The sequence below is a fragment of the Trabulsiella odontotermitis genome (genome assembly GCF_001188485.1).
GTDB classification, from domain to species: domain Bacteria; phylum Pseudomonadota; class Gammaproteobacteria; order Enterobacterales; family Enterobacteriaceae; genus Trabulsiella; species Trabulsiella odontotermitis_A.
In genome coordinates, this window is the sequence record NZ_JNGH01000116.1 from 133,983 (window position 1) to 158,258 (window position 24,276).

A 24,276-nucleotide genomic window follows, 5' to 3' on the forward strand; every position below is an offset into this window, starting at 1 on the left:
TATATCAGACAAAACCAAAACGCTAGTTTAGCGTGATTCTCAACCGGATTCGACCTTAGGGTAAATTTCAGGAAATTCCTTAACTCTCTGGCGATGCGGCAACTACAGTTAATCCATCTCCCCTTAATGAGAGTGCATGATGAAATCGATCCTTTACACCGCGCTGGCAAGCACGCTGCTGTGGAGCGTTGCATCACATGCCGGCGAACTCTTTCAGTTGCAATCCCCGGCGTTTGCCGACAACGGCCTGATGGACAAAAAGTTCGCCGGCAATAACAGCCAGAACGCCAACTGTACCGGGGAAAACGTCTCCCCCGCGCTGGTGTGGAGCAATCTGCCGGCGCAAACACAAAGCCTGGCGCTGGTGGTTCACGATCCCGAAGGCGCAAAAGGCCTCGGCGTGACGCACCTGGTTGCCTATAATATTGCGCCATCGGCCGCCGGTTTTGCTGAAAACGCCCTGCGTGACGGCAAAGGTTTTACCGGAGGTAAAAACACCCCCGGCACCGCTCGCTGGTATGGTCCCTGCCCACCACCGGGCAGCGGCGCACACCATTACACTTTTACGCTGATTGCGACCGATCTGCCGCCGTCTCTTCCTGCCGGACTGACGCGCGAGCAACTGTTTGACAAGCTTAAAGGGCACGCGCTGGCGGCAACGGGACTTATCGGCCGTTTCGGGCAATAGTCCCTGTCGCAGATCATACTGCGGCGTCTTACCGTTTGGCATCACTCTGGCGGCGCTGTAGCATTGCGTGACCATACCCCGTGTTGAACAGGAGTCATCATGCAACGTATTGTTATTATCGCTAACGGCGCCGCCTACGGCAGCGAATCGCTTTTTAACAGCCTGCGTCTGGCTATCGCCCTGCGCGAACAGCAGGAGCTGGAACTAAAGCTGTTTCTGATGTCAGACGCCGTCACTGCCGGGCTGCGTGGTCAGAAGCCCGCCGAGGGTTATAACATCCAGCAAATGCTGGAGATCCTCACCGCGCAGAACGTACCGGTGAAGCTGTGCAAAACCTGCACCGACGGTCGCGGTATCACCACGTTGCCGCTGATTGACGGCGTTGAAATCGGTACGCTCGTTGAGCTGGCGCAGTGGACGCTGGCTGCCGATAAGGTGCTGACATTTTAATTTTTGCTAAGGACTGGCGTATTTTCCGCATGAAATGTTCAGCTGACGCGCTTTTTTCGACAAAAACAGACGTCAGCTGAATGCTTTCAGGAATAATGTCATTAATGTTTAATCTTTACGGCATTATTTGATCAAAATCATCATCTCACACCTCCCCCTTTGGTGTTATGCAAAGAGCGAAATGTGAACAACATCACGCTCAGGAGTCGGTGGCAGGGAGCACTTTGCTTCATTCAACGGGGTAGAAAATGGCGCTGGTAAAAGCGAGTTTGACGTTATTTGGTGGAGATACGGTGGTGGTACGCTGTTCGGAGCGTTGCCATATTCATTTGATGAGCGCAAAAAATCGCGCCAGTGAAACACAAACAGACATTCTGAGCGTGCAAAACCGCGAGAATGCGTTTCTGACCGTACCCTACAGTGGTACGTGGAACGTACTGATCGACAGCCACAGCCAGTCGCTGGAACACTCTATTAGCTACGTTCCGGCATAAACGGTCAGGGCGGGGTTGTTGCCCGCCCTGCTACGCGCCGCAGACAAACTGCGGCAGCGTCTCACCACCCAGCAAGTTCCGCACACGCTCCACCAGCTCATCAAGGCTGTTATCACACATCCCCAATTTACGCAGTTCCTGATCGAGAGAGAAAAGATACTGAGCGTTAGTGCCAAGCGGACCGCTGGCCGAGGCAATTAACGGCGCAATCACCTGCACGCTGGTGTCGGATTCATACAGCGGGTGGCGGGGATCCATAATAAACACCAGCGCATTCACGGTACGACCGTCGTCGAGTTCCAGCTTGCACCAGCTGGGTAAATAGCAGCCGGTGATCATCTCTCGCTTCCAGAGCAGCGTGAGCTCGTCTTCGAGCGTCGCCTCAGGCAGACGATAGGCCACCCCGGTCGTGCGGCCGCCCTCTTTCAGGGCCAGCATACGGCCAGGCTGACATGCGGTTCCCCGCCCTGCGGTCAGACGCAGACAAAATGCACGGTGCCAGCCCACCAGCGTGCCGGTACAGGATTCCGTAAAATCCAGCGCCGGGTTCCACATCAGTGAACCGTAACCAAAAATCCAAATCGGGCCATCATCCGGGCGACAGGCGAGCGTCGCTGCTAATGACGCAGCACGTTGTTCTGACGACCAGAGTAGCGATTCCTCAATAGAACCAAAAGCCGTCTTACAGTCGGCTTTCATTAAGAAATCACGCGTTAACAATTTTAACCTCCACCACTGCTTACTTCCCTGCAACAACTTAATTTCGCCTTCCCGGCATATTGCTGAATTATTATCCAGCTATTGGTGAAGATAAGCAATTAACGGTACGGTGGCAAGGCAATAAAAGCAAAAATAAGATAATGTGATATTTATTTCTTTTTATGCCATTTATCGTCATCGCCTTTTTCATAATCGTGCTTCACCGCCGCCCAGGCCACCTTGTGCGCGGTCTCCTCGCGGCTGGCGTCGTCCCGGCGCTCGGACTTGTCCTTGTACTGGTCCCAGGCGCTGTTGAACGCCTCTTTATAAATATCCTGCGCATGGGCTGGCAGAACATGTTTTACGCTGTCTGGCAAATCGCTTTTGCTTTTATATGGCATGGTCATCTCCAGGTAATCTCAGGGAATATTAAGCCTGGGACAAATTCCCTTTCATTTCCAGGGAGAATCTTCACTGAATTTGAGATTGAGATAATTCCCTGTTAATTAAACCTAAATTAAATGGAATGGGAAAATATGTCGCAGGTTATGGTTAATTAAACGCAACGGGTAAATTTGAGTAAAATCGCAACGTAATTGAAAGAAAGTCTGTTATTTTAGCGGCTTACGTAATCTATAATGAGATCAATTTTGCAAAACACCTGCATTAATGGAGAGGGTTCATGACACATGCATATGAGGCGGTAAAGACCCGCCACAAGGAGACGTCGCTCATTTTCCCGGTGCTGGCGCTGGCAGTACTGCTCTTCTTCGGAAGCAGCCAGTCACTGCCAGTGGTCATCGGGATTAACCTTCTGGCGCTGGTCGGTATCTTAAGCAGCGCATTCAGCGTCGTGCGACACGCCGACGTTCTGGCACACCGCCTTGGCGAACCCTACGGTTCCCTGATTTTAAGTCTTTCCGTTGTTATTCTCGAAGTCAGCCTGATTTCCGCATTAATGGCCACCGGCGATGCCGCGCCGACGCTGATGCGCGACACGCTCTATTCCATCATTATGATCGTGACCGGCGGTCTGGTCGGTTTTTCCCTGCTGCTGGGCGGGCGTAAATTCGCCACGCAGTATATGAATCTGTTTGGCATCAAACAGTATCTGATCGCCCTTTTCCCGCTGACTATCATTGTGCTTGTATTTCCGATGGCGCTGCCGGGCGGCGATTTCAGCATCGGTCAGTCCCTGCTGGCGGCGGCTATTTCTGCCGTGATGTATGGCGTATTCCTGTTGATTCAAACCAAAACGCACCAGAGCCTGTTTGTTTATGAACATGAAGACGACAGCGACGACGACGACCCGCATCACGGCAAACCGTCCGCCCACAGCAATTTGTGGCATACCGCCTGGCTGATTATCCATCTGATCGCGGTTATTGCCGTCACCAAAATGAACGCCAGCCCGCTGGAAGCGCTGCTGACCAGCATGAACGCGCCCGTCGCCTTTACCGGTTTTCTGGTGGCGTTGCTGATCCTCTCCCCGGAAGGTCTGGGCGCACTGAAAGCGGTGCTGAATAATCAGGTGCAGCGCGCGATGAATCTCTTCTTCGGCTCCGTGCTGGCGACCATTTCGCTGACGGTGCCGGTAGTGACAATTATTGCCTTTATGACCGGCAACGACCTCCACTTCGCGCTGGGTGCGCCGGAGATGATTGTGATGGTGGCGTCGCTGGTGCTGTGTCAGATTTCGTTTTCGACGGGCCGCACCAATGTGCTGAACGGCGCGGCGCATCTGGCGCTGTTTATCGCCTATCTGATGACGATATTTGCCTGATCTCCTGGGCCGGGCGTTATTGCCCGGCCTCTTTTACGCCCCGGATGTTTGGCTCAATTTAACCCAACTTCTGTTTTAAATTGCATCCCACCCTTTTCTTTGCACCGCTACGCTGCTCCTGTGAGGCGTTCTCACATAAAAAAAGGAAACAGTCATGGCAATTCAATTAACGGGTAACGACTGGCACGCCAGTCCACAATATATTCTTTCTGAGGGGCGCGTCTGCTCCTCTGGCTGGAGCCCTTTTGGCAGCGGAGTATGTATTACCGGCATCGGCTTCAATGGCGAACGACAGGATCCTCTCAGCCAGGTAACGCATCTCGGCAATGGCTATCGCGCATACAGTCCTGTACTGCGTCGTTTCACCTGCCCTGACAGCGCAAGCCCCTTTGAGATCGGCGGTATTAACCCCTATGCGTATTGCGAAGGTGATCCTGTTAATGCGTGTGATCCCAGCGGACACGGCATTATTACCTGGCTCATTCGCAAGGCAATCCGTATCGGTGTAAAAGCAGGCATGAAAATAGCGCAAACCGAAGGCCTGTCCACGTCGGTCATATCTGCAAATGCCGTTGAGACTGGGCTTGAAGCAGCGACGTCTGCCGCTACCGGGCGAGCCAGAAATGCGCTTGCCAGTAAAAATCCTGAAATGGCCGCAAAACTGGGATGGGCGTCGATGGCGACAGGTATCATCTGCGCGTTCGATCAAATCGAAGGCTTTACGTCAAAAATTGGCAATAACATTCGCGGTGTCTCTGCGAAGGTGGCGCGAACCTCAAATACTGCAGCTGGCATTGACGAAGGAGCAACATTCGAAGGCCTCGGGCGTTCAAGGAATAAAGCGCTTCAGGCGGTATCAGGTGAGAGCGAAGAAATCAACTTTCACTACAGCGAGTCAGGGGCAGGCAGCCAATTAACATCGCCCGCGCCGGGCCCCTCTTCCGCTTCAGGTGGCTCACCCTCAATAGCCAGACGTCAGGCGCTCGCTGAACTTGTGGAGCAGCACGATTTGCAGGGCTCGGTGTATGTGAATGCCGTAGGTCGGGTAAATCATATGCTTCAGCGGGCCAATGTTGGTCTGAGCGAGCGAGCTTTCTCAAGCATCTCCCGCAATATTACCACCGTTATGAACGGCTCTCGCACCGAAGCGGCGGCGTCACTACGTGAAAGCAGGGTTTTCTTTCGGGACACGTTGACCGCACTGCGTCATGGGCAATTTAGTGATGCCGCAACGACTGCCGTGGGGTCGGTGGTTAATCTGGCAGGAAGTACGCTTTATTTGTCACACTATGACAGAGTGAGAATGCCGCGTTTGCAGCGTGCATTTTATGACGCGTTTGATCTGGGATAATCAGCAACCGGTGGCGCATACGGCCACCGGCGTTTTACGATTAGTGGCTGGTGTCCAGCNCGTCGAAGCTTTTGACCAGATCGTCAATCGCTTTAATCTGCTTCAGGAACGGCTCCAGTTTATCCAGCGGCAGCGCGGACGGACCATCGCATTTCGCGTGTTCCGGATCCGGGTGCGCTTCAATAAACAGTCCGGCCAGGCCGGTCGCCATACCGGCGCGTGCCAGTTCGGTCACCTGCGCACGACGACCGCTGGAGGCGGCACCAAACGGGTCACGGCACTGCAGCGCGTGGGTCACGTCGAAAATCACCGGTGAGTTGCCGGACACTTTCTTCATCACGCTGAAGCCCAGCATGTCCACCACCAGGTTGTCGTAACCGAAGTTCGCGCCGCGATCGCAGAGAATAACTTTCTCGTTGCCGCCTTCGCGGAACTTATCGACGATGTTGCCCATCTGCCCCGGGCTGACGAACTGCGGTTTTTTCACGTTGATAACAGCACCGGTTTTCGCCATCGCTTCGACCAGATCGGTCTGACGGGCCAGAAACGCCGGCAGCTGAATGACATCAACCACGTCCGCCACCGGCTGCGCCTGTGATGCTTCATGAACGTCAGTGATGATTTTCACGCCGAAGGTCTGCTTCAGTTCCTGGAAAATCTTCATCCCCTCTTCGAGGCCCGGGCCACGGTAAGAGTGAATGGAGGAGCGGTTTGCCTTATCAAAAGAGGCTTTAAACACGTACGGGATGCCCAGTTTCTGGGTGACGGTCACATAGTGTTCGCAAATGCGCATTGCGAGATCGCGTGATTCCAGCACGTTCATACCGCCAAACAGCACGAACGGCAGGTCATTTGCTACGTTGATATCGCCAATGCTTACCACTTTTTGTTTCATAGGATCGCCTTATCAGGGTTTAACCGGATTCATTCCAGATTAATGCAAAGTAATGTGTTTATGCGAAATGGTGTTGATTTGTGCGCGGATCATCTCGCTAATCGGATCTTCCGGGCACTGTTCAACAAAATAGCTTAAGTCCAGCAGCGCGACGTGCTCGCATTCGAGCTGGGCGTAAATCAGCCCGCGGTCGCGAATTTCATACGGATCTTCAGGATTAAACTGCAGCAGCGCTTCGCTGACGCGCAACGCCAGCTCCATCTGCCCCTCTTCCATCAGCGCGGACTTTAAGGTGTCCAGCAGCTTGCGAATGACCTCGGCGTTATCGGCTTCATCGAGATCTTCGTTATACAGCTCCGCCACCGGCCCGATATTGCCCTTCAGCCACACTTCCAGCGTGTGCTCGTCCAGGGTGTCGCCATTGAACGGGTTAATCAACCACATCTCGTCGGGATCGGTGTCGGCACGCAAAATCAGCTGGGTCGGGAAAATCACCGGCACCACCGGCAGCGACAGACTCTGCGCGACCCACAGGAAAATCGCGCCCAGCGATACCGCGCTCCCCTGGCGATTTTTCAGCACCTGATCCAGCCATAAGGCATCGGAAAGTCGGTAGACGCCGCGGGAATCGCTGAACCCCCACTCGCCGTAAAACAGTTCCAGCAGCTTTTCCATCTGCCGGTCTGGCGTCCAGGCCTGGCTGATTTCTTCCTGCGCCAGGCTGACCAGGTGTTCCAGTTCACGGCAGACGTGTTGCGCGTGAAAATCATCGCGAATCAATTCAGAAATGAGGATCATCCCATCGCATAAGGGCGCGTTGTTAAATTCAAAATCGGCTAATGACCTCATGACCTACCCCAGTAACGGTACTTTAGTGATGGCGAGTTTAATGATGATGAACAGCACCACCAGCCCCAGCAGGAAAGCGATAAACCCCGCCTGCTGGCTGCGCTGAAACCGACGTCCCAGCGCGATAAAACCCAAAACGATGTAAATGATAACGCCAAACAGCTTCTCAGTCAGCCATGCCCCGTCTTCGGTGAAGGGCAGATAGTGCGTTATTGCGATAAGCCCGGCCCCGCTGAGAAACAGCAGCGTGTCGACGGCATGCGGAATCACCCGCACCCAGCGCGCCGACAGCCGTGGGCTGCGCTGATACGTCCACCAGTAACGGAGCACGAACAGGCTTACGGAGAGCCCCGCCGTCACCACATGAACAACCAGAACGACCGTGAATATATTCACGCTTTTCTCCCCAGCGTCAGGCGTTCGTTGCCGCCGTAGTCGCGACAGGTTTCCACCGCCACATAACCGGCGTCGGTGAACAGCGCCCGCACCGCCGCGCCTTGCGTCCAGCCATGCTCCAGCGTAATGACGCCCTTCGCGAATGATATGCGCCAGATCCGCCAGCCCCTGATCGGTCGCCACCAGCGCGGTTTTCGGTTCGAAACGCACGTCGCCCTGCGCCAGATGCGGATCCTGTTCATCAATGTAGGGCGGATTGCTGACGATCATGGCAAATGGCTGATCGGTCAGCGCATCAAACCAGTTGCTCTGTAACAGCGTGACGTTGGTAATACCGAGATGTTCGGCATTACGTTGCGCCAGCGCGACGGCATCCGGGATCACATCCACCGCAGTCACCTGACAATCTGGACGCTCGCTGGCCAGCGCCAGCGCAATCGCGCCGGTGCCGGTGCCTAAATCAAGAATGCGGCAGCCGGGGGCGGGGNGTTTCATCAAAAGCCAGAATAAACGTCCGCGCCTTGCCGGTCACATGACCGAGGAGGATCTCTGCGTCCCGGCGCGGGCTTTCGCTGGCACTCAGACGCGCTATCGCCTGAGCCAGCCACTGTTGAAACGTCATCATTCCTGCTCTGAAAGCGCTGCCAGCTGATCGGCCTGATATTCCTGCACGATCGGCTCAATCAACATGTCCAGTTTACCTTCCATCGCTTCATCCAGACGGTATAACGTCAGGTTGATGCGGTGGTCGGTAACACGGCCCTGCGGAAAATTGTAGGTGCGGTTGCGGTCGCTGCGATCGCCGCTGCCTAACAGGTTACGACGCTCAGAGGCTTCCGCCTGCTGACGTCTGGCGGCTTCTNCGTGAACCGAGCACAGACATCGCTTTGGCTTTGTTTTTGTGCTGGGAACGTTCGTCCTGACACTCCACCACAATGCCGGTGGGCAAGTGGGTAATACGGATGGCGGAGTCGGTGGTGTTAACGTGCTGACCGCCCGCGCCCGAGGAGCGGAAGGTGTCGATGCGCAGATCCGCCGGGTTGATGTCCGGCATTTCCGCTTCCGGCAGCTCCGGCATTACGGCCACCGTACAGGCGGAGGTGTGGATGCGCCCCTGCGATTCGGTCGCCGGAACGCGCTGAACGCGATGACCGCCGGACTCAAATTTCAGTCGGCCATACACGCCGTCGCCGCTGATTTTGGCGATCACTTCTTTGTAGCCACCGTGTTCGCCCTCGCTGGCACTCATGATCTCCACACGCCAGCGGCGCGCTTCGGCATAACGGGAATACATGCGGAATAGGTCACCGGCAAACAGTGCGGCTTCGTCACCGCCGGTACCGGCGCGCACCTCGAGGTACGCATTGCGTTCGTCATCGGGATCTTTTGGCAGCAACAGCACCTGTAACTGCTGCTCCAGCGCTTCGCTTTTCTCTTTCGCGTCGCGCAACTCGTCCTGCGCCATTTCGCGCATTTCCGGGTCGTCGAGCATCATCTGCGCGGCGTCAATGTCATCCTGAACCTGGCGCCAGTCAGTAAAACAACGTGAAACATCGCTAAGCTGCGCGTACTCACGCGACAGCGCCCGGAACCGCTCCTGGTCGGCGATGGTGTCCGCATCGCCCAGCAGCGCCTGAACTTCTTCATGGCGCTCATGCAGAGCTTCCAGTTTAGCAACGATAGAAGGCTTCATAGGCGTAAATGCACCTTGTCATCAATATAAGTGAGGTGCGCTATTCCAGCCCGAGGCTGTTGCGCAGAATATGCAGGCGTTCGTCATCGCCGTCGCGGGCGGCCTGCTGAAGAGATTTGGTTGGGGTGTGAATCAAACGGTTGGTCAGTTTTCTCGACAGATCCTGAATGATGGCCTGCGGATCGCCGCCCTGCTCCAGCGCACTCAACGCTTTCGCGGTCAGCTCATCACGGACCTGATCGGCCTGGCTGCGGAAATCGCGAATGGTTTCACTGGCGCTTTGCGCGCGCAGCCAGGCCATAAACTCGCTGGTTTCCTGCGCCACGATGCTCTCCGCCTGTACGGCAGCGGCCTGTCGTTGTGCCAGGTTGTGCTGAATAATGTTCTGTAAATCATCCACGCTGTAGAGATAGGCGTTGGCAAGCTTGCCGACTTCGGGCTCTACGTCGCGCGGCACCGCGATATCCACCAGCAGCATCGGCTGGTTGCGGCGGGCTTTCAGGGCGCGCTCAACCATCCCTTTGCCGATGATCGGCAGCGGGCTGGCGGTGGAACTGATAATAATATCGGCTTCTTTCAGGCGTTCATCGACATCGCTCAGCGCGATCACTTCCGCACCGACTTCATCTGCCAGCACCTGCGCGCGTTCCCGCGTGCGGTTGGCGATGATCATCTTCTGCACCCGGTGTTCGCGCAGATGACGCGCCACCAGCTCGATAGTTTCCCCGGCACCCACCAGCATCACGGTGACGGTGGAGAGCGATTCGAAAATTTGCCGCGCCAGCGTACAGGCGGCAAACGCTACCGACACCGCACTGGCACCGATATCGGTTTCAGTACGAACGCGTTTAGCGACGGAGAAGGATTTCTGGAACATGCGTTCCAGGTCGCTGGCATGCAGATGCCCGCGACTGGAGTCCGCAAACGCCTTCTTTACCTGACCGAGGATTTGCGGCTCCCCCCGCACCGCATTAAATGACGAACGGCATCGTTGTCCTGATGCCAGTAAAGGCTGGTACGCAGATCGGTTTCATTGAGATTGTGGTAATCACACAGCCAGCGGATGAGCGCTTCCTGCAAATTCCCCTGCTCTTCGACGCTGAGATACAGCTCAGTGCGGTTGCAGGTCGAGAGCACCACGCCGCCTTGCACCATCGGTTGTGCCAGCAGGCTCTCCAGCGCCTGGTCGAGCGTATCCGGCGAAAACGAAACTCGTTCTCGCAACGCAACCGGGGCTGTTTTGTGGTTGATGCCGAGAGCTAACAGGGTCATATGAGCGGGAGTAGTACCAGCGTTGATAAGGTTAGTCTGTATGCATCATACAGGATGCACGGTTCCAATAAAAGAGACTGCCCCTTTTGGCGTACCGGCGTGGTCCGCTAATTTTATGAATTAAGACAACATGAACGTAGACGCTATTCATACACAACGCTAGCATAAAGGGTTAACAACGTTATGCAACGCACCTCAAGGATTCGTCACAATGATGCGCATGCCCCGACTGATTCGCCTGCTGCCGCTGGCAGCCCTGGTTCTCACCGCCTGTTCCGTTAATGCGCCGAAAGGGCCGGGGAAAAGCCCCGACTCGCCGCAGTGGCGTCAGCATGAACAGCAAGTTCGTCAGCTTAACCAGTACCAGACGCGCGGCGCGTTCGCGTATCTGTCCGATGAACAAAAAGTTTATGCCCGCTTTTTCTGGCAGCAGACCGGTCAGGACCGCTATCGCCTGCTGCTGACCAACCCGCTCGGCAGCACCGAACTTGAGCTGAACGCCCAGCCCGGCAGCGTGGAGTTAGTGGATAACAAAGGCCAACACTACACCGACACCAACGCTGAAGAGATGATTGCAAAGCTGACCGGGATGCCGATTCCACTCAACAGCCTGCGCCAGTGGATCCTCGGCCTGCCGGGCGACGCCACCGATTATACGCTTGACGAACAGTATCGCATGAGCAGCCTGAACTACCGCCAGAACGGTAAAAGCTGGAAAGTGACCTACAGCAGCTACGACAGTAAAACCCAGCCCGCCCTGCCTTCTAATATGGAGCTGACCGACGGCAGCCAGCGCATCAAACTGAAAATGGATAACTGGATCGTCAAATGATGAGCCACTGGCCTTCCCCTGCAAAGCTGAACCTGTTTTTGTACATCACCGGGCAACGCCCGGATGGGTACCATACGCTGCAGACGCTGTTTCAGTTTCTTGATTATGGCGACACGATCACCCTCGAAACGCGCCAGGACGGTCAGCTTCGTCTGCTGACCCCTGTCGAGGGCGTGCCGGAAGCGGAGAATCTGATTTTTCGCGCGGCGCGTTTGTTAATGGAGGCCGCCGGAGAACGACTGCCTGCCGGTAGCGGCGCAGATATCAGCATCGAAAAACGACTGCCGATGGGCGGCGGTCTCGGCGGCGGNGGTGGCGCTAAACCACCTCTGGGGCTGCGGGCTGTCAGTGGATGAACTGGCGGCGCTCGGCCTGACGCTTGGTGCCGACGTACCGGTGTTTGTACGCGGCCACGCAGCTTTTGCGGAAGGCGTCGGCGAAGTGCTGACCCCGGTCGACGTGCCGGAAAAATGGTACCTGGTGGCGCACCCTGGCGTGAGCATTCCGACCCCGGTGATTTTTAAAGATCCGGCGCTACCGCGAAATACTCCAGTGCGGTCAATAGAAACGTTATTAAACTGTGAATTTGCCAACGATTGCGAGGTTATCGCAAGAAAACGTTTTCGCGAGGTTGATGCGGCGCTTTCCTGGCTGTTAGAATACGCGCCGTCGCGCCTGACTGGCACAGGGGCCTGTGTCTTTGCTGAATTTGACACCGAATCCGCCGCTCGTCAGGTGCTTGAGCAAGCCCCGGAATGGCTGCACGGCTTTGTCGCGCGAGGGATGAACACCTCTCCGTTACAGTACGCCATTTTGGAGCAGACTGAGTCACGGTGACAACGTCACTCTTGTTCCAGACGTTGCATCGCGCTCTTTAAATACACCGCCTGGATGGAATGGTGCCCGGCCCGCACCCTTTTTGGCCCGTTTCATCCACCACTGGACGCATGCCTGAGGTTCTTCTCGTGCCTGATATGAAGCTTTTTGCTGGTAACGCCACCCCGGAACTAGCACAACGTATTGCCAACCGCCTGTACACTTCTCTTGGCGACGCCGCTGTAGGTCGTTTTAGCGACGGCGAAGTCAGCGTACAAATTAATGAAAACGTACGCGGTGGTGATATTTTCATCATCCAGTCCACTTGTGCCCCTACCAACGACAACCTGATGGAACTGGTTGTTATGGTCGATGCCCTGCGTCGTGCTTCCGCAGGCCGTATCACAGCCGTAATTCCTTACTTTGGTTATGCTCGTCAGGATCGCCGCGTGCGTTCTGCGCGTGTGCCGATCACCGCGAAAGTTGTCGCTGACTTCCTGTCCAGCGTCGGCGTTGACCGTGTACTGACCGTTGACCTGCATGCTGAACAGATCCAGGGCTTCTTTGATGTCCCGGTTGATAACGTCTTTGGTAGCCCGATCCTGCTCGAAGACATGCTGCAACTGAATCTGGATAACCCGATTGTGGTTTCCCCGGATATCGGCGGTGTGGTTCGTGCCCGTGCTATCGCTAAGCTGCTGAACGATACTGACATGGCGATCATCGATAAACGCCGTCCGCGTGCTAACGTTTCTCAGGTGATGCATATCATCGGTGACGTTGCCGGTCGCGACTGCGTGCTGGTTGACGATATGATCGACACCGGCGGTACGCTGTGTAAAGCGGCGGAAGCGCTGAAAGAGCGTGGTGCTAAACGCGTGTTCGCCTACGCGACACACCCGATCTTCTCTGGAAATGCGGCAAATAACCTGCGTAACTCGGTCATCGACGAAGTGGTGGTTTGTGATACCATCCCGCTAACGGATGAAATCAAAGCCCTGCCGAACGTGCGTACCCTGACGCTGTCCGGCATGCTGGCCGAAGCGATTCGTCGTATCAGCAACGAAGAATCGATTTCTGCCATGTTCGAGCATTAATCGAACCGGCCTGAAAAAACCCGCTGCGGCGGGTTTTTTTGTCCGTGTTGAACATTTGTATGATTTATTAATTAACTGTTATCGCCTCCTTCACCTGCCATTGACATGACAGATGATGCGCTCACGGATGAAACAAATAGTGAACAAAGTGTCTTCCTCACATGTTATGCCTTTCCAGGCGCTGATTGATGCGTGCTGGAAAGAGAAATACACCTTGCCGCGCTTCACGCGCGACCTGATTGCCGGGGTGACCGTCGGTATTATCGCGATCCCCCTGGCAATGGCGCTGGCGATTGGTAGCGGTGTGGCACCGCAATACGGTCTGTATACCTCTGCAGTGGCCGGGATTGTGATCGCCCTCGCGGGCGGTTCTCGCTTCAGCGTCTCCGGCCCGACAGCGGCGTTTGTGGTGATCCTCTACCCGGTTTCCCAGCAGTTTGGCCTCGCCGGTCTGCTGGTGGCAACGCTGATATCCGGCATATTTCTCATTCTCTTTGGCCTTGCCCGTTTTGGTCGCCTGATCGAATACATTCCGCTGTCGGTGACGCTGGGCTTTACGTCAGGGATTGGTATCACTATCGGGACGATGCAAATCAAAGATTTCCTCGGTTTACAGATCCCGCATGTGCCGGAACACTATTTACAGAAGCTCGGCGCGCTGGTGATGGCGCTGCCAACCATTAATTTCGGTGATGCCGCCATTGGCGTCGTCACGCTAGGGATACTGATTTTCTGGCCGCGGCTGGGTATTCNGGCGGTCAGGTCGCCACCATTGGCTCTCAGTTCCACTACGTTCTTGCCGACGGCTCGCAGGGCAACGGCATTCCGCAACTACTGCCGCAACTGGTGCTGCCGTGGGATCTGCCGGAATCTGAATTCACGCTGAGCTGGAATTCGCTACAGGCGCTGCTGCCTGCCGCATTCTCAATGGCGATGCTCGGGGCGATTGAATCGCTGCTATGCGCGGTGGTGCTTGACGGCATGACGGGCACCAAGCATAAGGCCAACAGCGAGCTGATCGGCCAGGGCCTGGGCAACATCGTCGCACCGTTCTTTGGCGGTATCACCGCCACGGCAGCCATTGCCCGTTCTGCAGCGAACGTGCGCGCAGGCGCAACGTCGCCCATCGCCGCGGTGATCCACGCGGTGCTGGTGATCCTCGCTCTGCTGGCGCTAGCCCCGCTCCTCTCCTGGCTGCCGCTGTCCGCCATGGCCGCGCTGCTGTTGATGGTCGCCTGGAACATGAGTGAGGCGCACAAGGTCGTCAACCTGCTGCGTCGCGCGCCGAAAGACGACATCATCGTCATGCTGATTTGTATGTCGCTGACGGTGCTGTTTGATATGGTCATCGCCATTAGCGTGGGTATCGTGCTCGCTTCACTGCTGTTTATGCGCCGTATTGCCCGTATGACCCGCCTGGCACCGGTAAACGTCACCGTCCCGGACGATGTGCTGGTGCTGCGCGTGATCGGCCCGTTGTTCTTTGCCGCAGCGGAAGGATTATTTAACGACCTGGAATCGCGGATTGCCGGTAAACGCATTGTGGTGCTGAAGTGGGATGCGGTTCCGGTGCTGGACGCCGGGGGGCTAAACGCGTTCCAGCGGTTTGTCGACAAACTGCCTGAAGGGTGTGAGTTGCGGGTGTCAAACGTGGAATTCCAGCCGCTGCGCACCATGGCACGCGCGGGTATTCACCCCATCCCCGGCCGCCTGAGTTTTTACCCAAACCGGGATGCGGCGCTCGCGGATATCCTCTAAGCAGAACGGCTCCCTCGGGAGCCGTTCTTCAATTCGTTAGCTGTGTGGGTGCTCATCGCGGCGGCAGCAGCGTTTGTCGTAATGCCGTACCCACCAGTACCTGTCGGTGATCCTTTCGTGCCCGCCGACACGCGCCCCCGCCAGCCAGAGAATGGCGCCGAGGAAAATGCTCAGTACGGCCCCGTGGGCAAAAAACTGAGGCAAATTAAGTTGCGGAAGCTGGTTCAAAATGGAGTACCCTACTCCCACCACCATCACCACTAACCCCAGACCCATGAGCGCGTTACCGAGTAACGAAGCGTTTTTGCGTTTCATATGTCACCTCCGGAACTTTGGGCTGAGAGGGAAAGTCCCTCTTATCCTTGTGTCTAAAGTATAGGCAACATACGAAACAGGGATTGCGTTAAGGATCACAATAACGGATATATAGTCAACAAATCTTTACAATTAACTCGCTGAACTAATTGAAATTCTAATGGTTCAGATGCGCAATTATCTCCGAATTTTGCGCGTCGATAGCAGAATTTTGTCAACCGGCGCCACAACCAGTAAACTACGCGCCAGATTTTGACCCATTCAGGAATAAAGACGTGACGATTAAGCTGATTGTCGGCCTGGCGAATCCCGGTGCCGAATACGCGGCAACGCGCCATAATGCAGGTGCCTGGTATGTCGATCTGCTGGCAGAACGATGTCGCGCCCCGCTGCGTGAAGAGCCTAAATTCTTTGGCTACACCTCACGTATCAACCTTGCCGGGGAAGATGTGCGCCTGCTGGTACCGACGACGTTTATGAACCTGAGCGGCAAAGCCGTTGCCGCGCTGGCGACCTTTTACCGCATCAATCCGGATGAAATTCTGGTGGCGCACGATGAGCTGGATCTGCCCCCCGGCGTGGCAAAATTTAAGCTCGGTGGCGGTCACGGCGGTCATAATGGCCTGAAAGACATCATCAGCAAGCTTGGCAATAACCCGAACTTTTACCGCTTACGCGTGGGAATCGGCCATCCAGGCGATAAAAATAAAGTTGTCGGCTTTGTGCTGGGTAAACCGCAGGCGGCAGAGCAGAAGCTGATTGACGATGCGGTTGACGAAGCGGCGCGCTGTACCGAGATCTGGCTGAAAGAGGGTCTGACCAAAGCCACGAACCGATTGCATGCCTTTAAAGCGCAATAAGCGTCTCAGAGGCGGCAAATTGCCCTTCCGCCGTGTATAATAGGCGAAGTTATTTATTTTTCTGCAATCTGTTCATCGTAACAGGTTGATTATCAAAAGATTAAGGTGATTTAAACATGGGATTCAAATGCGGTATCGTCGGTTTGCCTAACGTTGGCAAATCCACCCTGTTCAATGCGCTCACAAAAGCGGGTATTGAAGCGGCGAACTTCCCGTTCTGTACTATTGAGCCGAACACCGGTGTCGTACCGATGCCCGATCCACGTCTGGACAAGCTGGCTGAAATCGTCAAGCCCCAGCGCATTCTGCCAACCACGATGGAATTCGTGGATATCGCCGGTCTGGTGAAAGGCGCCTCCAAAGGCGAAGGCCTGGGCAACCAGTTCCTGACCAACATTCGTGAAACCGAAGCGATCGGCCACGTGGTGCGCTGCTTTGAAAACGACAACATTATTCACGTTTCCGGCAAAGTGGATCCGGCGGAAGATATCGACGTTATCAACACCGAGCTGGCGCTGTCCGATCTCGAAGCCTGCGAACGTGCGATTCACCGTATCTCCAAAAAGGCCAAAGGCGGCGATAAAGACGCGAAAGCTGAACTGGCGGTGCTGGAAAAATGCCTGCCACAACTGGAAAACNAAGAAGAGAAAGAAGTCATTCGCTACCTGAGCTTCCTGACGCTGAAACCGACCATGTACATCGCCAACGTTAATGAAGACGGTTTCGAGAACAACCCGTACCTCGACAAAGTGCGCGAAATCGCCGAGCAAGAAGGCTCTGTCGTGGTGCCGGTGTGTGCGGCGGTAGAATCCGATATCGCTGAACTCGACGACGAAGAGCGTGACGAGTTTATGGCGGAACTGGGTCTGGAAGAGCCGGGCCTGAACCGCGTGATCCGCGCCGGTTATGCCCTGCTGAACCTGCAAACCTATTTCACCGCAGGCGTGAAAGAAGTTCGCGCATGGACCATCCCGGTTGGCGCAACGGCGCCGCAGGCGGCGGGTAAAATCCACACCGATTTCGAAAAAGGCTTTATCCGCGCACAGACCATCTCTTATGACGATTTCATCGCCTATAAGGGTGAACAAGGCGCGAAAGAAGCCGGTAAGATGCGTGCGGAAGGCAAAGAGTACATCGTTAAAGACGGCGATGTCATGAACTTCCTGTTCAACGTCTGACGCCCCTCTTCTGTCTGCTGAAGACAGCAAATAACATGTTTACGCCCCGGATGGGGCGTAAACCTCCTGTTATTGAGATATCATGATAAAGACCAGGCCTTTTTATAAAAAAACGTCAATAACAAATCAAATAATATTCCACCGCTCGCTGAACATGTTAAAAATGTTATTTTTTGCCTTCCTGAAATCTCATATTAAAGAAAAAACCGCACAGTGTGCGGGAAGTATAAAAATAGCATGACGAGCAATGTACGTGATTTTAAAATGTCGGGCACCTTGCCAGGGAGGATAGCCATCTTATTACACGAGAGATTTTATCCATCCGCCGACCCAGAAAGAAAAACCAGCAAGTAAAACCATCAACAAGATGATCGCTGTGTCTTTCCCTATCATTCATTCTTCTCCGTCAGGTTAAATTCCGTTGTGATATTTAACGAACCAGGTGCCACACGGATTCAGGCACTTTGTCATACAGGGTATTGGTTATTATCTCTGCCAGTCGATGATCTGCCGCAGAAAAAAAACTCTCCAGTTCGTCTTCCGACAGCGTATAAATATTTCTTTCGATAACTTTATCCAGCGTCGCCTGGCTTGTACATCGTCTTAGCTGGAAAAGCCATTCCTGCTTTGTTTTCGACATACTCCCTTCCTGCACGTCTAGCGTGATTTTAATGGCTATGGTGTGAATCAATCGACTCAGCCGTTACGTTTACATGTTCTTCCCGCCCTTTCCAGCCTTCCCACATTGCCGCCATCATCATGAACCATACGGTGCCACACTCGTTTTTTTTCTCATCGAAAAACCAGTCGACAAATTCATGAGACATCTCGTTTTCGTCTGCTAATTCGTAACGCTCGTCCATCTTTTTCACCTGACTCAGAATGGCATCAGAGTGGTATACCGCTATAAGATCTGTCATTATCCATTGCGTTTCACCCGTCATACACCAGATATCGCTGCTTCTTACGACTTCATCTATGGTGTTTTATAAACTAATAGCTAAGTGTTTAGCGTTTAAATAACAGGTCTGCATGAATTAAAACGATGGTGTATTCTTCCGACCAACACGCTTTATTTTATTTCCCGTTACCAGTTTTACACTGCCCCCTTAGCAAGTCAATATAGGGGAAATTTGCCGTCAAAAAACCAATCACGTTTCTGAACTATCTGTCTACGTAAATTCTTAACAATACTTAATCATCTGTCCCGTTTAACCGACATCCCTGCGGGAAATGCTGATGAATAATTAGGAAAACCGCCCGAAGGACCAGGAATTTCAGCTGATTTGCGGGAGGTCAGCTACGCATTTAAGGGAAAGCACGATTTGCTAAAGAGTAAAACAGGGGACAGGAATGAGCAAAAGTAATCTTCTGTATTTATTATACATTCCATTTTCCATTTTATGTTTTTATATACAATGCCTCCAGTCCTGATCTGACAAACCGTCCAGTCTACGATGCTAAAAAAAAAGTCCACGCCATGGCGTGGACTTTTTTACTCCGTTACAGAAAAGCGCATCGCTTACCAGCTGTATTTCACACCCAGCATTCCCTGCGTATCACTGTAACCTTTGGTGCCCAGTTGCTGGGCCACATTGCCCCACAGGGTGACATTCTTCGTCAACTGACCTTCAACACCCGCTTTCAGTTCACCGATGTTGTTGCTGCCCGCCAGATTCATGTTCTCACCGTTGAGCGACGCGCCAAAATCTTTGGTGTTGTGGATCCAGTTAGCTTCAACGAACGGCTGGAAAGCGCGGTCTTTACCGTCATCCAGTTTGTTGTGAGCATGCCCATACAGGCGCACACCAACACGGGTCTGGATATTGCCGTCACCATCACCTTCAACGCGGGTACCGTTGGCTTCTTTGTGCGAATCCGCCTTCACGCCCATCCAGGTGACCTGCGCTTTCGGCTGGATATACAGTGCGCTACGCTCGCTGATGTCTGCCAGTTTCCAGGTATAACCGGATTCCACTGACGCGGTGAAACCTGTTGATTTGTAATTTTCAGTGGCGACGTCATCACCAGAAATCGTGTTGTCGAACCAGTTGTACTGAACCCAGGTGTCAACGTACGCGCCTTCTTTGCTTTCGTTGTCCTGCAACCAGGTGCCGTAAACACCCACGCTGTAGCCATCGATGCTGCCCGTGGCACGGTTGCCGTTACGCTGGTTTTCCGCACGGCTCTTCTGGTTGGCATAGCCGCCCATCACGCCCACATGGTAGCGGTCAGCCTTGTTGCTGCTCCACTGTGCCACGTCACCGCCAAGCTGCATCACATAACGGTTACTCTGCATGCTCAGTTGATCGCTGCTGTCGTGCTGACGAGTATGACCGCCCACATTGCGCAGCCACAGGCTGGTGACGGATTCTTTCCCGGTCAGTGCATCGACGTAATGGGTTTCGCCCAGGCGGTCATGCAAACGAGTGTTGAACAGGGTGTTAGCCGCTGCCAGGTTAACGCCATACAGGCCCGCTTCCGGACGCACCGCGTGTTCTGCTGCAGGCTGAGGCGTTGGCGTTACCGGATTCTGCGGAACGGGTTTCGTCGGGTCCTGCGGATCGACCGGCACCGGCTGCTCTGGGTCAACTGGCGTTACCGGAGACAGCGCGCTGCTCAGATACCAGTTTGTTGCGTTCTGGCCCGCACCACGCTGCAGGGTGTAATCATACGCACCGGCAACAATACGCCCGTTCTGTTTGAATTCACCTGCCGAGTTGCCGTTAACGGTAATCAGCTCAATACCGTTGGTGGTCAGACCGCCCGCGCCGCCCGCGTTCAGTACTTTCACGTTGGTGGTGCCGCTGGTGTCGCCGTTGACGATCATGCGGTCAGTGGCGGAGTTGTCATCACCAAGCTGGGTGTTCATCACCAGATTGCCATTGTTGCCCGCATAATCACCGTCCACTGTCAGCGTTTTGAAGGTGGCGGCGTCACGCGTCTGTCGCTGAGTCTGTGCAGCGGTGTGCATGAAATTCAGGGTTGATGCATTCAGCGTCAGGTTGGTCAGTTGAGAATCTTTGGTCATATTCCAGACCGAGTCTTCCGCCAGCGACAGGTTGTTAATACCCCCCGTGCCAGTCAGGAAGCCACCGTCGAAACGGGACGCATTGACGGCGCTCAGATCGACCTGCCCTGCATCTTTCGCTTCAACGGTACCGACAACCTGCATTTTCTGCCCCGCCACTGCCACGTGAGAATCTGCGTTCTCGACGAGGATCGCCGTCGCATCCGGATCGTTGTAGTTAACGCCGAGGTTCACATCGCCATTCAGCGCGATGTTGCCGCCTTTATTGGCATGGATATAGTGCCAGGTGCCGCTGCGGGTGGTATCTGCAACATCAATATTCAGTTTGCCGTTGACGGTTATGTTACCGGCCGTCGGCGCAAGATCCGTTGAGGCAAACAAACCCGTCCCTTGCGTTTGTTGGTGCCCCTGGGTATCCATCGCAATGGTCAGGTCTTTGGTGGTTAAGTCCGACGAACCAACAGACTCTGCACCACGAAGTTCAGTAGCGTCAGCGCCGGCTTTTAATGCAATTGATGTTTTGCCATTTGCGGTAAAGTAGGAATCTAAATCGACTGCATCGATCCCGTCCGATACCCAGATACCCGAGGTCACACCACCCGTGTTATTGATGGTGATATCGATCTGCGTATCCCCCTGAGCGACAACATGACCGCCAGCGGTACTGATACCATCGGCAAAATCATCGGCAACAGACGTAATCACCGCATTGTTATAGCTGATAAGAGAGCGGGCATTATCTTCTTCGGACTGCGAAGACAACCCCACAGCATATTGCTGACCTTTGCTGGTCACGAGCAGATCATCAGCAGTAACCAGCGTGCCGTTTTTGGCATAAATACCCAGCGCCAGGCTTTTGTCACCGAGTGCCGTGGTGTTAATGGTGGTTAAACCGGTAAAATTCATGGTTGCCGCATCTTTAGCACCATGAATACCCACGACAAATTTATCATCACGCTGGTGGGTCATATTCACCGTCAAATTATCGGCGATGAGTTTCCCCTCTTTCGCGCGATAAGCCGCACTGGTTCCGCCAGCTTCGACGATGCCCACGCCAAACGCAAACTGGTAATCCGTCTCTAAAAGGATATCCGGTCGGTTAGGTAGCGTGCCCTCAATCAGATCGCCGTAATTCGTATTAATGATTGAGCCAGAACCTAAATTAATGGTACCGCTATTGGCGACATAAACGGTGCCGCTGGTCATCAGCATATCACCACTTTCAAATTCCCCCCAGGCCATGACTGGCGGGGTGCCGCCGTTGTGATTAACGGTGATGCTGCCATTATTGGCAACAGAAATGACACTATCTTCACCGACGGTGCCAATAACCCGGTAAACACCGCCATTATCAAGCACACCGTTTCCGGAAATAACGCCATTGGCATTGTCGATCTCATCGTTTTTCGCAACAGCATTGCTTGCGATCAATAAACTACTCATTAACAACGCAATGGTACTTAATTTAAACCTTTCCATATTCATATCCGTTACAGCAGGCGATCGCATGCAATGTATTTAATTAAACAAACAGGATCATTTGTGCATTTACTAAATAGGCAACGATAATAGAAGTCAGGTTATTTGTAGGCATCCACCTTGATTACATCATCGCTGTACTGATGGCTTATTCTCCTTTTTTATCAGGCGATGACAAATGAAATGACCTTAACCTCTTAACCAGATACACCACCTTAAAAACAGCAACTAACCAGAGTTATATTTCATATAACTTCTTATATTTAGAATTTAATTCCGATAGGAGTAAAATTAAGACGCTCTTAAGAGTAGAGAACCGAGAAAGCTGAGGATATTTAAGATATTTTGCCGTGATATAAGAATTAATTTCAGCAGAAATAAGATCATACCTAAAAGATAATCTCATCGATTTATCTAAGTACAATCAACGGCCATGCATCTTTCTCCACATACCGCCCGATGTCAACTACCCTTAGCCTGTGGTTTATTTTTTCAGACAGGAGGCGAAATAATGTCAAAAATGACCAGTGATTTTTTTATTGAGTGTCTGAAAGCGTGGGGCGTAACCCGCATCTATGGTTATCCAGGCGACGGGATTAATGGCGTGCTCGGTGCGCTACAACGTGCAAACCATGCAGGCGACGGCATTGAATTTATTCAGGTGCGTCACGAAGAAATGGCTGCGTTTATGGCGGCGGGTCATGCGAAATTCACCGGTGAACTGGGGGTCTGCCTGTCGACCGGCGGTCCGGGCGCCACCCATCTCCTGACCGGGTTGTATGATGCGAAGATGGATCATGCGCCGGTACTGGCTATCACCGGCCAGGCGGAAGTGACCGCCCGTGGCGCGAGTTATCAGCAGGAATTGAACCTCGACCGCATTTTCGCCGATGTGGCGAATTTCGTTCAGGAGGCGGCCTCGCCGAGCCAGTTGCGGCATCTTGTGGATCGTGGCGTACGTATCGCACTCGCGCAGAATGGCGTGACAGTACTGGTGATCCCGAAAGATATTCAGGACGAACCCTGGCAACCGCCGCAGCATACCCATGGTTTTACCCATTCAGGTCCAGGCTATCAACGCCCTAAGATCGTGCCCTACCCGGCGGATCTCCGGCGGGCAGCGGACGTGCTTAACGCCGGGGAAAAAGTGGCGATCCTGGTGGGTGCCGGCGCGCGGGGCGCGGCGCTGGAAGTGGTGCAACTGGCTAACGTGCTCGGTGCCGGGGTGGCAAAAGCGCTGCTGGGCAAAGATGTTCTGCCAGATGATGCGCCGTTTATCACCGGTTCAATTGGCCTGTTAGGCACGAAGCCATCGTATGAATTAATGATGAATTGCGATACGTTGCTGATGATCGGTACCGGTTTTCCGTGGACGGAATTTCTGCCGAAAGAGGGACAGGCGCGTGCCGTTCAGGTGGATATCGACCCGGCGATGCTGGGGCTGCGCTATCCGGTAGAAGTGAATCTGCACGGCGACGCGGCAGAAACCCTGCGCGAGCTGTTGCCACTGTTACAGCACAAAACCGAGCGTAGCTGGCAGGAGGAGATTGCCCGAGGCGTGAAAGAATGGTGGCAGACGCTGGAAGATCGGGCGATGGCGGCCGCGAATCCGGTTAATCCTCAGCGGGTGGTATGGGAAATGTCACCGTTGTTGCCGGAGGACGCTATCGTCACATCCGACTCAGGCTCCTGCGCCAACTGGTTCGCCCGCGATTACAAAGTCAAGCAGGGACAGCGCGCGTCGTTGTCCGGCGGTCTGGCCTGCATGGGCGCGGCGGTACCGTACGCTATCGCCGCCAAATTCGCTTACCCACAAAAGGTGGTCGTGGCGCTGGTCGGCGACGGCGCGATGCAGATGAACAACATGGCGGAACTGATCACCATTCAGAAATACTGGCAGGGCTGGCGAGACCCTCGCCTGATTGTCTGTGTCTTTAATAATCAGGATCTTAATCAGGTAACCTGGGAGCAGCGCGTAATGGAAGGAAATCCGCGCTTCGAGGCCAGCCAGGAAATCCCGGATGTCAGCTATGCCCGGTTCGCGCAATCGCTGGGGCTGAAAGGGATTTACGTGGATGACCCCGACCAGTTGCAGAGTGCCTGGCAGCACGCGCTGTCGGCAGACCGGCCTGTCGTGCTGGAAGTCAAAACCGATCCGGAAGTGGCACCGCTGCCACCGCATATCACCCTGAAGCAGGCAAAAGCCTTCATGGCCTCAATGGCGAAAGGCGATCGTTCCGCCGGGCAAATCTTTGCCGACACGGCCAACCAGATCATGAACGAGATCCTCCCTGGCAAAAAATCGTGACCGCAGACGGGGTCGGGGCCAGTGCACCCCGC

The 24,276-nt window shown here is 54.2% G+C and carries 19 protein-coding genes and 5 pseudogenes; 12 read left to right on the plus strand and 12 right to left on the minus strand.

What is annotated here, in order from left to right; all coding sequences use genetic code 11:
• Window positions 1-139: 139 nt before the first annotated feature.
• The 3 genes from GM30_RS20435 to GM30_RS20445 all read left to right on the plus strand — a co-directional run bounded on the left by GM30_RS20435 (window position 140) and on the right by GM30_RS20445 (window position 1,632).
• The gene (locus GM30_RS20435) at window positions 140-688 is read left to right on the plus strand and encodes a YbhB/YbcL family Raf kinase inhibitor-like protein (protein WP_420802281.1); all 549 of its coding nucleotides are present in this window, start codon (window positions 140-142) and stop codon (window positions 686-688) included.
• Between the two features lie 99 nt (window positions 689-787).
• Entirely contained in the window at window positions 788-1,138 is a 351-nt protein-coding gene (locus GM30_RS20440) for a DsrE/DsrF/TusD sulfur relay family protein (protein ID WP_049850093.1), read from the plus strand.
• A gap of 248 nt (window positions 1,139-1,386) precedes the next feature.
• Complete coding sequence (locus GM30_RS20445) at window positions 1,387-1,632, plus strand: DUF1883 domain-containing protein (RefSeq protein ID WP_049850094.1); 246 nt, start codon at window positions 1,387-1,389, stop codon at window positions 1,630-1,632.
• A gap of 30 nt (window positions 1,633-1,662) precedes the next feature.
• On the opposite strand, the gene GM30_RS20450 is transcribed toward GM30_RS20445, so the two are convergent.
• Together GM30_RS20450 and chaB are read right to left on the minus strand one after the other, a co-directional pair.
• A complete protein-coding gene (locus GM30_RS20450) occupies window positions 1,663-2,352 on the minus strand; it encodes a gamma-glutamylcyclotransferase (RefSeq protein ID WP_049850095.1) in 690 nt (229 codons plus the stop codon).
• 149 nt (window positions 2,353-2,501) lie between these two features.
• A complete protein-coding gene (gene chaB / locus GM30_RS20455; RefSeq protein WP_049850096.1) occupies window positions 2,502-2,732 on the minus strand; it encodes a putative cation transport regulator ChaB in 231 nt (76 codons plus the stop codon).
• Between the two features lie 281 nt (window positions 2,733-3,013).
• On the opposite strand from chaB, the gene chaA reads away from it, so the two are divergent.
• Entirely contained in the window at window positions 3,014-4,114 is a 1,101-nt protein-coding gene (gene chaA / locus GM30_RS20460) for a sodium-potassium/proton antiporter ChaA (RefSeq protein WP_049850097.1), read from the plus strand.
• Between the two features lie 154 nt (window positions 4,115-4,268).
• Complete coding sequence (locus tag GM30_RS20465) at window positions 4,269-5,465, plus strand: RHS repeat-associated core domain-containing protein (protein ID WP_049850098.1); 1,197 nt, start codon at window positions 4,269-4,271, stop codon at window positions 5,463-5,465.
• 40 nt (window positions 5,466-5,505) lie between these two features.
• Here GM30_RS20465 and kdsA read toward each other — a convergent pair whose 3' ends face one another.
• The 6 genes and pseudogenes from kdsA to hemA all read right to left on the minus strand — a co-directional run bounded on the left by kdsA (window position 5,506) and on the right by hemA (window position 10,570).
• Entirely contained in the window at window positions 5,506-6,360 is an 855-nt protein-coding gene (gene kdsA, locus GM30_RS20470) for a 3-deoxy-8-phosphooctulonate synthase (RefSeq protein ID WP_049850099.1), read from the minus strand.
• Window positions 6,361-6,399: 39 nt separating this feature from the next.
• Window positions 6,400-7,209: an invasion regulator SirB1 gene (sirB1, locus tag GM30_RS20475; RefSeq protein WP_049850100.1), complete on the minus strand. Its 810-nt coding sequence runs from the start codon at window positions 7,207-7,209 to the stop codon at window positions 6,400-6,402.
• Window positions 7,210-7,212: 3 nt separating this feature from the next.
• On the minus strand, window positions 7,213-7,605 hold the full coding sequence (sirB2, locus tag GM30_RS20480) for an invasion regulator SirB2 (protein WP_049850101.1): 393 nt from the start codon (window positions 7,603-7,605) through the stop codon (window positions 7,213-7,215).
• A pseudogene (locus GM30_RS20485) lies at window positions 7,602-8,227 on the minus strand (HemK/PrmC family methyltransferase). Before GM30_RS20485 ends, sirB2 begins: the two are co-directional and overlap by 4 nt.
• Window positions 8,227-9,298 (minus strand): annotated as a pseudogene (gene prfA, locus GM30_RS20490) (peptide chain release factor 1). Before prfA ends, GM30_RS20485 begins: the two co-directional pseudogenes overlap by 1 nt.
• Window positions 9,299-9,338: 40 nt before the next feature.
• A pseudogene (hemA, locus tag GM30_RS20495) lies at window positions 9,339-10,570 on the minus strand (glutamyl-tRNA reductase).
• Window positions 10,571-10,784: 214 nt separating this feature from the next.
• Between hemA and lolB the strand changes: the two are divergent.
• The 4 genes and pseudogenes from lolB (at window position 10,785) to dauA (ending at window position 15,073) form a co-directional block, all read left to right on the plus strand.
• On the plus strand, window positions 10,785-11,402 hold the full coding sequence (lolB, locus tag GM30_RS20500) for a lipoprotein insertase outer membrane protein LolB (protein ID WP_049850132.1): 618 nt from the start codon (window positions 10,785-10,787) through the stop codon (window positions 11,400-11,402).
• Window positions 11,399-12,239 (plus strand): annotated as a pseudogene (ispE, locus tag GM30_RS20505) (4-(cytidine 5'-diphospho)-2-C-methyl-D-erythritol kinase). Before lolB ends, ispE begins: the two are co-directional and overlap by 4 nt.
• Window positions 12,240-12,367: 128 nt before the next feature.
• Entirely contained in the window at window positions 12,368-13,315 is a 948-nt protein-coding gene (gene prs, locus GM30_RS20510) for a ribose-phosphate diphosphokinase (RefSeq protein ID WP_001518537.1), read from the plus strand.
• A 139-nt stretch (window positions 13,316-13,454) separates the two neighbouring features.
• Window positions 13,455-15,073: pseudogene (gene dauA / locus GM30_RS20515) on the plus strand (C4-dicarboxylic acid transporter DauA).
• Between the two features lie 36 nt (window positions 15,074-15,109).
• Here dauA and ychH read toward each other — a convergent pair.
• On the minus strand, window positions 15,110-15,388 hold the full coding sequence (ychH, locus tag GM30_RS20520; RefSeq protein WP_049850102.1) for a stress-induced protein YchH: 279 nt from the start codon (window positions 15,386-15,388) through the stop codon (window positions 15,110-15,112).
• Window positions 15,389-15,663: 275 nt separating this feature from the next.
• On the opposite strand from ychH, the gene pth reads away from it, so the two are divergent.
• Both pth and ychF read left to right on the plus strand, forming a co-directional pair.
• On the plus strand, window positions 15,664-16,248 hold the full coding sequence (gene pth, locus GM30_RS20525) for an aminoacyl-tRNA hydrolase (RefSeq protein ID WP_049850103.1): 585 nt from the start codon (window positions 15,664-15,666) through the stop codon (window positions 16,246-16,248).
• Between the two features lie 116 nt (window positions 16,249-16,364).
• The gene (gene ychF / locus GM30_RS20530) at window positions 16,365-17,426 is read left to right on the plus strand and encodes a redox-regulated ATPase YchF (protein ID WP_049850104.1); all 1,062 of its coding nucleotides are present in this window, start codon (window positions 16,365-16,367) and stop codon (window positions 17,424-17,426) included.
• A gap of 430 nt (window positions 17,427-17,856) precedes the next feature.
• Here the strand turns inward: ychF and hha are convergent, their stop codons facing one another.
• The 3 genes from hha to GM30_RS20545 all read right to left on the minus strand — a co-directional run bounded on the left by hha (window position 17,857) and on the right by GM30_RS20545 (window position 21,900).
• Entirely contained in the window at window positions 17,857-18,066 is a 210-nt protein-coding gene (gene hha, locus GM30_RS20535; protein WP_049850105.1) for a hemolysin expression modulator Hha, read from the minus strand.
• A 28-nt stretch (window positions 18,067-18,094) separates the two neighbouring features.
• Window positions 18,095-18,346, minus strand: a complete 252-nt coding sequence (locus GM30_RS20540) for a hypothetical protein (protein ID WP_072094195.1) — start codon at window positions 18,344-18,346, stop codon at window positions 18,095-18,097.
• A 602-nt stretch (window positions 18,347-18,948) separates the two neighbouring features.
• A complete protein-coding gene (locus GM30_RS20545) occupies window positions 18,949-21,900 on the minus strand; it encodes an autotransporter outer membrane beta-barrel domain-containing protein (RefSeq protein ID WP_049850107.1) in 2,952 nt (983 codons plus the stop codon).
• A 547-nt stretch (window positions 21,901-22,447) separates the two neighbouring features.
• Between GM30_RS20545 and GM30_RS20550 the strand changes: the two genes are divergently transcribed.
• Window positions 22,448-24,244 (plus strand): thiamine pyrophosphate-requiring protein, encoded by a 1,797-nt coding sequence (locus GM30_RS20550; protein WP_049850108.1) that lies wholly within the window; start codon window positions 22,448-22,450, stop codon window positions 24,242-24,244.
• The last annotated feature ends 32 nt before the right edge of the window (window positions 24,245-24,276 follow it).